This is a genomic window from uncultured Cyclobacterium sp. (assembly GCF_963976465.1).
In the GTDB taxonomy this organism is placed as follows: Bacteria; Bacteroidota; Bacteroidia; order Cytophagales; family Cyclobacteriaceae; genus Cyclobacterium.
In genome coordinates this window covers 1-9,471 of record NZ_CAXBOC010000185.1, presented here as the reverse complement: position 1 = coordinate 9,471, position 9,471 = coordinate 1, and the positions used below count along the sequence as shown (strand labels likewise).

Below are 9,471 nucleotides of genomic sequence, written 5' to 3'. Positions count from 1 at the left end.
TTTCCATGGATTACTTTCACATCATTGATGCCCAGCATATGTGCTTCATCAATAAAATTCTGAATCAATCCAAAAACTTCCTCTCCTCTTCTTCCTCTAATGTCCAAATTGGGTGAGAAATTAGCCATTTTAGAAGTGGTATCATAATTCATTCTTTTATCGATTGCCCGCTTCTCTTTTTTAAGAGAGGTATTGGATATTTTTTCCAACCGATTGAGCTTCACGGTTGATTTCAAGTCGCCAATGACTATGCTAACCTGTTTGCCTTTGATCTCCAACACCTCTGCCAAGGCACCATTGTCTTTGATCCTTACCTGATCCCCAACGCCTATGGTTCCACTTTCCACCTTTATTGTTTCCTTCTGTTCAATAGGCTTCTTTTCAGGTTTAATTCCGGCTTTATGTTCATCAAGTTCCTGCCTTATTTTTTTGGTCGCTTCCTTATTGGCTTGTGATTCTTTAATGGAGCGTATAGTATTTTCAATTTTCCGATTGGTATCATCCAATAAAAGCTTTGCTTGGGCCTTGGCTTCATTTAAGATGGCCTTTTTCTGATCTTCAAGGGTTGCCTTCAGCGCATTGTATTCTTTCAGTCTGGAAGTCAGCAATCGGTCTTTTCGTTCAGCTTCAACCATTAAGCTCTCATACTTGCTTTTTTCACTTTCCACCTTTAAAAGCAACTTGTCATAGCGCACCCTGGTTTCTCCTATCTGGGCTTTTGCATGAAGTACAATTTCCTTTGGAATACCTATCTTACCTGCAATTTCAAAAGCAAAAGAACTTCCGGGCTTCCCTATCTCCAGCTCATATAATGGCTCAAGGCGATCCACATCAAACCTCATTGCTCCATTCACCATCCCTTGACTCTTAGAGGCCAGCTGTTTTAAGTTACCATAATGGGTAGTCACCAAACCAAATGCACCTGATTTATTCAATGCAATCAATAGTGCCTCTGCTATGGCACCACCAAACTGCGGTTCCGTACCTGTACCAAATTCATCAATAAAAAATAGTGTTCGCTTATTGGCAAAAAAGGTAAAGTGCTTCATATTCATCAAATGCGAACTATAAGTACTGAGGTCATTCTCAATATTTTGTTCATCTCCTATATCAATAAAGAATTGATCAAAAATCGCACACTTTGACTTGGGCTCCATCGGAACGAGTAAGCCACACTGAAACATATACTGCACCAATGCCACGGTTTTAAGTGTCACTGATTTCCCCCCTGCATTGGGCCCTGATATTACCAACAAACGATGATTGGGATCCAACTTTATGGAAACAGGTACAATGGCCTTTCCTTGGTGCTTGAGAGACATTTCCAGAAGTGGATGCCTGGCTTTTTGCCAAGTCATCTCCCGTTCTTTTACCATCTCCGGATTGATCCCGTTGATCTTAATTGCAAACTTGGCCTTGGCTCGAATAAAATCGACCATGCCCAAAAAATGAAAAGCCCTCTTTAAAGTGGGGATATATTCCCGGAGCTCATCGGTAAGTTTGGTAAGGATCTTTTGCACCTCTCTTCGCTCCATATACAAGAGGTCTTTGATATCATTGTTGATATCCAAGACCTCTGCAGGCTCTAGGTATACTGTCTGCCCTGTTGCCGATTCATCATGAATAAACCCTTTGATACGCCTTTTATACTCTGCTAGAATGGGGATCACCATTCTACCTCCCCTGATGGTAATGGAAGCATCTTCCGGTGTAATACCCTGAGATTTTGCAGACCTATAAATACTATCCAGCACTTTTCGTATCCGGTTTTCTTCATAAGCAAGCTGTGTCCGCACAATGTTTAACTCCTTTGAAGCATTGTCCTTCATTTTCCCCTTGTCATCCAAGACCCTGTCAATACTGAATGTGAGGGATATATTATCCTCTACCATCCCCAAGAGCTGAAACAATTGCGGGTATTCTTCAGCGTTCTTTTTAAAGAAGAGTACGCAACTTTCAAGGGTTTTCAAGCCCAAACGAATTTCATGAAAATCCTCTTCAAACAAGAAAGTCCCTTCAATCTTGGCCTTATTGAGGTAAGGATAAATATTGATATAATTATTACTAGGAAATGGTTCTCCTGAGACCAAAATTTGCCTGAATTCCTCAGTCTGGGTCAAAAGTCTGCTGAGCAACCTTCTGTCTTTTGAGAAAGCAATTTTTTTTACAAAATCCGCACCCAGTACACCCGTACATTCTTCTCTTATTAAATCTTTGATTTTATCAAAGTCTATTTTTTCCTCCAAATTTTCCGGATACAATTTCATTTATGGCTGTTGGTTTTGCTGTGCTTCTTTTTCTTTTACTGACAATGAGTCTATTGTCCGTTCATATAAATATTCCATTTTGGCTGCATCCCGCAAATAAAATTCCAAACTCTTTACATAAATAGAATCGGGGACACCATGTTTCTCAAAAATTCGTCTCTCCAAAATGGGATAAAGGATCTTTGATGAATCATAGGGAATGGAAAGGGACTGCACAAGGCCCTCTGTCAGATGTATATCCACAAGAATATTAACCATGGTATCTTCTGACAAAATGTCTTCGGCATCATTATTCTTTGCGCAAGAAAATGTCCCGAAAAGGAAAGCAAAAGCTATAGATAGGTATTTCACATTTCAAAATTACCTAATTCCTTTTAAAATTGACAATAAGTAAAGGCTAAGTCGTTTTATTATTCGAATATGACTGCTAAATTAGGCCTCTGATTAAAAAATGAAAATGAATCAACTGATAAAAAAGCTTAGAAAATATGAAATCCTTCTTAGAAAAGTGGCCAATAGCCACCTTCAAGGAGACCATCAATCTATTTTCAAAGGTGCAGGCCTAGAGTTTGATGACCTTCGCCCTTATCAGTATGGTGATGATGTCCGGACGATTGAATGGAAAGTGTCTGCAAAAGGGCATGGAACCTTCGTAAAGACCTTCAAAGAAGATAAAGATCAAAGTGTCTATTTTCTATTGGATGTAAGTGGCTCACAAGACATCGGTAGCAAGGAAAGAAAGAAAATTGACCTTGGAAAAGAAATTGCCGGAGTGTTGACTTTGGCCTCTATCCATGATGGCTCTCAGGTTGGCTTGATAAGTTATTCAGATCAAAAGGAAAAAATCGTACTGCCGGGAAAAGGCACCCGGCAAGCCGTAAAGATTATTCGAGGAATATTCAGCCAAGATATGAAATCAAAGAAAACAGACCTTGATGGGATGTTTACCTTTAGTCTCAATCTGATTAAAAAACGCGCAATAATCTTCGTTATATCTGATTTTATTGATGAAGGATATGAAAGAACCTTAAAAGCCATGGCCTTCAAACATGATTTAGTGGTATTACAAATGACTGACCCAATAGAAGCTGCATTGCCCTCCTTAGGAATCATACCTGTTTTTGACAAGGAAGAAGACAAAACCACCTGGGTAAATACTGCCTTTGGGGGATTCTCTAAAAAGATCGCCTCATCCTTTATCTCTGAACGGAACCATCTCAAGGATTTTTGCAAAAAAAACCAGATCAATTACCTTCAGATAGCCACAGATCAAGACATCGTCCTACCTTTGATGGAATTATTTAAGTCGAGAAATAAAACCATGAAACGTGGATAGAATAGTAAAACTAAGTTATTTGCTTGCCTTTCTTTTCTTACCATTCTCCTTTGCACAAGGTCAAGATGTCATTGTAGATGGGTATTTCCTGCAAGACTCCGCAAAGTTAGGTGAAAGGGTGGGCTATGTCTTAAAATCCAGCTATCCCAGTGAGCTTCCAATTATATTTCCGGACTCTACCTATGACTTTGGTGATTTTGAATATTTAGACAAACAAATATTTTCTTCTTACACAGAAGACAGTATCACTTTGGACAGTGCGGTCTACTGGATCTCAAACTTTTCCTTAGATTCTATTCAGGAGTTTAAAATCCCAGTATATGAAGTTTTAAATTATGACAGCATAAGCCACTTTCCACAGCCTGCTCCTTTGGTCCTCACCCTTACCATTGAGGAAATACCGGAGGAGTTGGCTTTTGAACAAAACAATAGCTACCTCAATATCCCACAATCTTTCAATTACCCTTACCTTATTATTGGTATAGTGGCAATCGTCGTGCTAGTAGTCTTGGCTATACTGATTTTCGGCAAAGGACTAATAAAAAGGTGGAAAGCCTATCGAGAGCGTAAAAAGTGGAGCAAATTCCTGTCCAATTGGGAAAGTGCTATGCAGCTATTGATAAACAAACCCGGTATTCAGGAGGCCGATGAATTACTAGGCCTATGGAAAAATTACTTGGAAAATTTGACCGGTCGTCCTTATAAAGAATGGACAAGTACAGAAATTGCTGAGCATTTGGAAAAGCCTGAAATAATAAAAGACTTTCGAAAAATAGAACTGATTATTTATGCCAATCGGGTAGATGATAATATTCGGGAAGCCTGTGATAATTTATTAAAAATATCAGAAGGGCTATTGGAAGAAAAAATAGATAAAATCCACAACCATGACTGATGTCTCTTCTTTTTTTTCTTGGAGCTGGTTTTCACCTGAAACCCTGCGAAGTTTTGAGTGGGAGAATTTCTTCTTACTCCACCTGATTTGGATTATCCCTATATTGTTGTTGATCAGAAAGTTTATTAAACTGATCAAAAAGCCCGCTTTAGAGCTTTCTCTTCCTAAAATAGTTCCGACGAAGAATCCATGGACCTACCTACGGCTTTTGCCTTCACTCTTCTTTCTTCTGGCGCTTTGGATGGTGGTAATAGCACTTGCCAGACCACAACGTACCAATGAAAAGGTAGAACAATATACCGAAGGGATTGATATCATGTTGGTAATGGACATTTCAGAATCCATGGATTTGCAAGACTTTACCCCTAACCGACTGGAAGCCGCTAAGGAAACTGCAATAGATTTCATCAATGGTAGAATTGCCGACCGGATAGGTATGGTGATTTTCTCGGGAGAAGCATTTTCCCTAGCTCCACTTACCACAGATTATGAACTTCTTACCGACTTGGTCAATAGCATTACTTTCAATATGATGGATGCCAAGGGAACAGCCATTGGCAGCGCTGTATCTACAGGTATTAACCGTATCAGAGAATCAGAAGCCAAATCCAAGGTAATGGTTTTACTTAGTGACGGAGACAATAACGCAGGAAATGTAGACCCCGTATTTGCCGCTCAGCTAGCTGAAGCAATGGATATCAAAATCTACACCATTGCCGTAGGTAAAGATGGCATGGTTCCTTATGGTACCGACTTTTTCGGTAGACCTCAAATGATTGAGAGTTACCTTAATGAAGAAACCTTAAGGAACATCGCCCGCATAACCAAAGCAGAGTTTTTTAGAGCTTCTGATGACAAAGCATTAGAAAATATTTTCACAAAAATTGATGAATTAGAGAAAGCTGAAATTATTGAATCCCGTTATAAAGAAACCATGGATTATTACCGACCTTATCTCATTTGGGGCATAATCTTTTTCTTTATCTGGCTGACCCTAAAAAATACATTTTTCAACAATTTTCTTTTGGATTGATGTCCTGGATTTAAGCCTTCGCTCAATCACGTAGTACTTGTTGAGAATTAATTTATGGGGTTATCAAGTATTGCCCTCTTTATCATTTGACCAAGATTAGGCCCAGCACTACCTATCACCTCAGAAAGGTGATACACGATACCTTAATAAAAAGACCGATTTAAAAATTAAATCGGCCTTTTTATTAAAACCATTAGGAACAGGAAAATAGTCAAATCAATCCTTAATCATCAATACTGCATTTGGTTTTTGCCTCTGATCATTGACCTACTCCGAGTTAATATTGGGTTCAGCTCATTTCCCAACCACTTCTTACAGGTTCTTTGATATATTTATCAGCCTCCGGTAGGCCAGTGGCTTTAAGATTTTCGGCATCCCAGTTAATTTTTTGTCCTTTCATCCTTAGCGAAAGCACGCCCAGTAATGTAATTTCCGTTAAATGCGCCCCATATTCAAAGTTTGAACTGGCTTCAGGACCACCTTTAATCGCATTCACCCAATCTCTAAAGTGTCCTTTAGATCGGGGAATTACCTCTTTTGGTTTTTTCATATTCTCTGCAAGACTTTTCGGGAAAACTTGCGGAACACGGTCTCCTCCATTCACAATGATTCCCTTATCTCCTACAAACATCGCTGCCCTGGAAGGCCATTGGTACCCTTCAGGCAAAGCCGGGTGTAATTTTGGCTTAAGTCCGCCTGAATACCATGTCAATTGAATTGGCTTTCCGGTATTGTTATCAGGGAAATTATAGTAACCTATTTCCCCGTATGGGGCAATATTCTCATTGCTAAATCCTGAGGGAAAAACCTCAATGGAATCCGGGTGCCCCAGTTCAAAGGCCCAGGTAGCAGCATCCATGTCATGGCAACCAAAGTCCCCTAAGGCTCCACATCCAAAATCCCAAAAATCTCTCCATGTAACAGGAGTGTACCATTTATGAAAAGGTCTATTGGCTGAAGGCCCTAACCAAAGGTCCCAATCAAAGCCATGTGGCTTTTCAGTATTGGTGGTTGGCACCCCTTGCATTTCATCTATCCACCTAGAGGCCGGCACCCAAGAATGTGTTTCTCTAACTTCTCCAATCACACCTGCCCTCAAGTATTCCACAGTTTGTCGAATTCCATCAGTGCTATGCCCCACATTTCCCATTTGCGTGGCCAAACCTGTCTCCTTGGTCAGCTGCTTGATCATCCTGGCTTCCCAGATATTATGAGTTAGGGGTTTTTCACAGTATACATGCTTGCCCAACTTCATGGAAGCATAAGTAACAAAAGCATGTGTATTGTCAGGAGTGGAGCAACAAACTGCATCCAGTCCCTGTTCTTTTTCAAGCATTTCTCGAAAATCCAAGTATTCCTTTACTTTAAAATTTTCCGTTTTATCTTCATAATGATCTTCTATCAAACGCTTCACGGGCTCTCTGCCGGCAATGGACCGATAATAAAAATTAGCCAAATCCCAGTACTCTGCAGGATCTGCAATGGCAGTAATCTGCACATCGTCCAACTTCATTAAATCTATGGCGTTTTTCCTACCCTTTCCTCCTACTCCGATCATGCCAATATTTACTTTATCGCTAGGGGCAACATGTCCCTGTCCACCAAGAACAAATCTTGGCACAATAAAAAAACTTGCAGCACTTAATGAAGCAGTTTTAATGAAACCTCTCCTGGAATCAGGCTTTTTATTTTTATCTGGTTTATCAAGCATTATTGAATTTTTAGTTTATCGAAAGAATTTTCATACTAATATTTTCTCTTTAAATTTAGAAAAAATCCACTTTAAATTAAATTTTCCCTAGCAATATTATACCCTATAAACAGATCTTGCATTTTGGTTGTAAAGTTTTCTCTTTTCACTTGATGTCAACGTTTTAGCCAAAGCATAAAAGTCCCTAACCCAATCTTGATAACTGGCCGCTCTCAACAATACCGGCCAATCTCCCCCAAAAATAACCCTATCAATTCCAAAGACTTCTAATACGGTATTGAAGTAGGGTCTCATTTGATCCAAGGGATCTCGCGATTGATTCGTCTTGGTTAACATTCCTGAAATTTTACAACTCACATTGTCTAGGGAAGAAAAAGGTGAAATGGCTTTTGACCAATCTTTATGATCCATATTCCCAATGTCAGGATTGGCAATATGATCCAAAATGATCACAAGATCAGGGTTGGCTTTTGCAAATGAATAAGCTGCAGGCAGCTCCGCAGGCCTAATATTTAGGTCATAAGAGTAACCCATCTTTTTAAGCATTTGGATACCTTCATTAAACCCTGAATGCCCAGGCCTAAAAGCCTTTCGAATTCCTCTTACAATATCCCTTTCAGCCAATATCTCCATTTCCTTCATGCCTTCTTCCCCTTTTTCCAAAGGGAAATATGCCACCATTCCTGCTATTCTATTGTCTTTTTCTCGAACCTCTATAACCCAATCCACTTCCTCAAGGTATTGATTAGGGTCTCTTCCACACTCCACAAAAACCATTTTTTCAATCGGACAGCCTTGAGTGGCAGCATGATAATCTTTCAAAAGAAAATTTCGTGAAAGTATGTTTTTGGGATTTTTTAACCAAGGGTAATCCAAGCGGTCTAAATCCCATAAATGGAGGTGGGTATCAATTATTGGAAGGTCCTCATCAATAAAAAAAGGAGCGTATCGCGGTAGTGACAAGGCGCCACCGATCAACCCTCCTTTCCTTAAAAAACTTCTTCTGTCCATGTAATGCTCCCTTCCTCCTTAAGCGGGGATTTCAGGGGTATTAAGTTTGGCAATAGATTTATCAATCTCTTCTTGTCCTAATTCATGACTTTTAATTTTACCGGAAAAATAATCGTCATAAGCTTTCATGTCAAAATTACCATGACCGCATAAATTAAATAGGATGGTTTTTGAAACTCCTTCTTCTTTGCATTTTTTGGCTTCTTTGATGGCGGTGGCAATGCCATGATTGGCTTCGGGAGCAGGAATAATTTCTTCTGATCTGGCAAAAAGAACGCCTGCATCAAATATTTCAAGGTTATCATGAGATTGGGCTTCAATCAATTTATCTTTCAGCAATTGACTGACAATCACTCCAGCTCCATGATACCGAAGTCCACCGGCGTGAATTGGTGCCGGTATAAAGTCATGCCCTAGGGTATACATAGGCAATAAGGGTGTCATTCCTGCTGTATCACCAAAGTCATACCTAAAAACGCCACGGGTAAGTTTTGGACAAGAGGACGGTTCGCTAGCAATGCAACGAATATTTTTACCCCCTTCCAAATTCAAACGCAAAAACGGAAAGGAAAGACCTGCGAAATTTGACCCTCCACCAAACGGTGCAATTACAATGTCAGGCATATCACTTCCTGCTTTCTCAAGTTGCTTGATGGCCTCTAAACCTATGATCGTCTGGTGTAATTTTACGTGATTCAAAACACTTCCCAGTGCATATTTGGTATCCTCCCGTGTGGCAGCCATTTCTACGGCTTCAGAGATGGCTATCCCAAGGCTTCCCGGAGAATCAGGAAACTCCGCCAAGATCTTTCTTCCTGCTTCAGTCCTATCGGAAGGAGATGGGTATACATTGGCTCCCCAGGTATTCATCATCATTTTTCTATAAGGTTTGTCCTTATAAGAAAGCCTTACCATATACACATCACATTCAAGACCGAAATGCTGACAAGCAAAGCTCAAAGCACTTCCCCACTGTCCCGCACCGGTTTCTGTGGTAATTCTTTTCACACCTTCTTGTTTGTTATAATAAGCCTGAGGAATGGCCGTATTGGGCTTATGGGAACCTGAAGGACTAACCCCTTCATACTTATAATAAATTTTTGCCGGTGTGTCTAAAGCTTTTTCCAGGCCGTATGCACGATACATTGGCGTAGGTCTCCATATGGAATACATATTCCTTACTTCATCCGGAATAGTAACCCATTTATCGGCAGTTAC

The 9,471-nt window shown here is 40.0% G+C and carries 8 protein-coding genes; 3 read left to right on the top strand and 5 right to left on the bottom strand.

The genetic code is table 11. The annotated features are described in order from the left end of the window. On the bottom strand, positions 1-2,267 hold a 2,267-nt coding region (locus tag AAC037_RS11820; RefSeq protein WP_339903192.1), incomplete at its 3' end, for a MutS2/Smr-associated SH3 domain-containing protein. Next, positions 2,268-2,618, bottom strand: coding sequence for a DUF4296 domain-containing protein (locus AAC037_RS11815; protein WP_339903191.1), 351 nt, complete (start codon positions 2,616-2,618; stop codon positions 2,268-2,270). Positions 2,619-2,724: 106 nt separating this feature from the next. Here AAC037_RS11815 and AAC037_RS11810 point away from each other — a divergent pair, with 106 nt between their 5' ends. The 3 genes from AAC037_RS11810 to AAC037_RS11800 are packed head-to-tail and all read left to right on the top strand — an operon-like array spanning position 2,725 to position 5,531. Further along, positions 2,725-3,603 carry a DUF58 domain-containing protein gene (locus AAC037_RS11810; protein ID WP_339903190.1) on the top strand — a complete coding sequence of 293 codons (879 nt, stop codon included), beginning with the start codon at positions 2,725-2,727 and terminating at the stop codon, positions 3,601-3,603. Further along, the gene (locus AAC037_RS11805; RefSeq protein WP_339903189.1) at positions 3,596-4,498 is read left to right on the top strand and encodes a hypothetical protein; all 903 of its coding nucleotides are present in this window, start codon (positions 3,596-3,598) and stop codon (positions 4,496-4,498) included. The genes AAC037_RS11810 and AAC037_RS11805 overlap by 8 nt, the downstream gene beginning before the upstream one ends. After that, complete coding sequence (locus AAC037_RS11800; protein ID WP_339903188.1) at positions 4,491-5,531, top strand: VWA domain-containing protein; 1,041 nt, start codon at positions 4,491-4,493, stop codon at positions 5,529-5,531. The genes AAC037_RS11805 and AAC037_RS11800 overlap by 8 nt, the downstream gene beginning before the upstream one ends. A gap of 289 nt (positions 5,532-5,820) precedes the next feature. On the opposite strand, the gene AAC037_RS11795 is transcribed toward AAC037_RS11800, so the two are convergent. The 3 genes from AAC037_RS11795 to AAC037_RS11785 all read right to left on the bottom strand — a co-directional run. Further along, positions 5,821-7,242, bottom strand: coding sequence for a Gfo/Idh/MocA family oxidoreductase (locus tag AAC037_RS11795; RefSeq protein ID WP_339903187.1), 1,422 nt, complete (start codon positions 7,240-7,242; stop codon positions 5,821-5,823). Positions 7,243-7,338: 96 nt separating this feature from the next. Further along, a complete protein-coding gene (locus tag AAC037_RS11790) occupies positions 7,339-8,253 on the bottom strand; it encodes an amidohydrolase family protein (RefSeq protein ID WP_339903186.1) in 915 nt (304 codons plus the stop codon). 18 nt (positions 8,254-8,271) lie between these two features. Further along, the coding region (locus AAC037_RS11785) for a TrpB-like pyridoxal phosphate-dependent enzyme (protein ID WP_339903185.1) at positions 8,272-9,471 on the bottom strand (1,200 nt) is incomplete at its 5' end.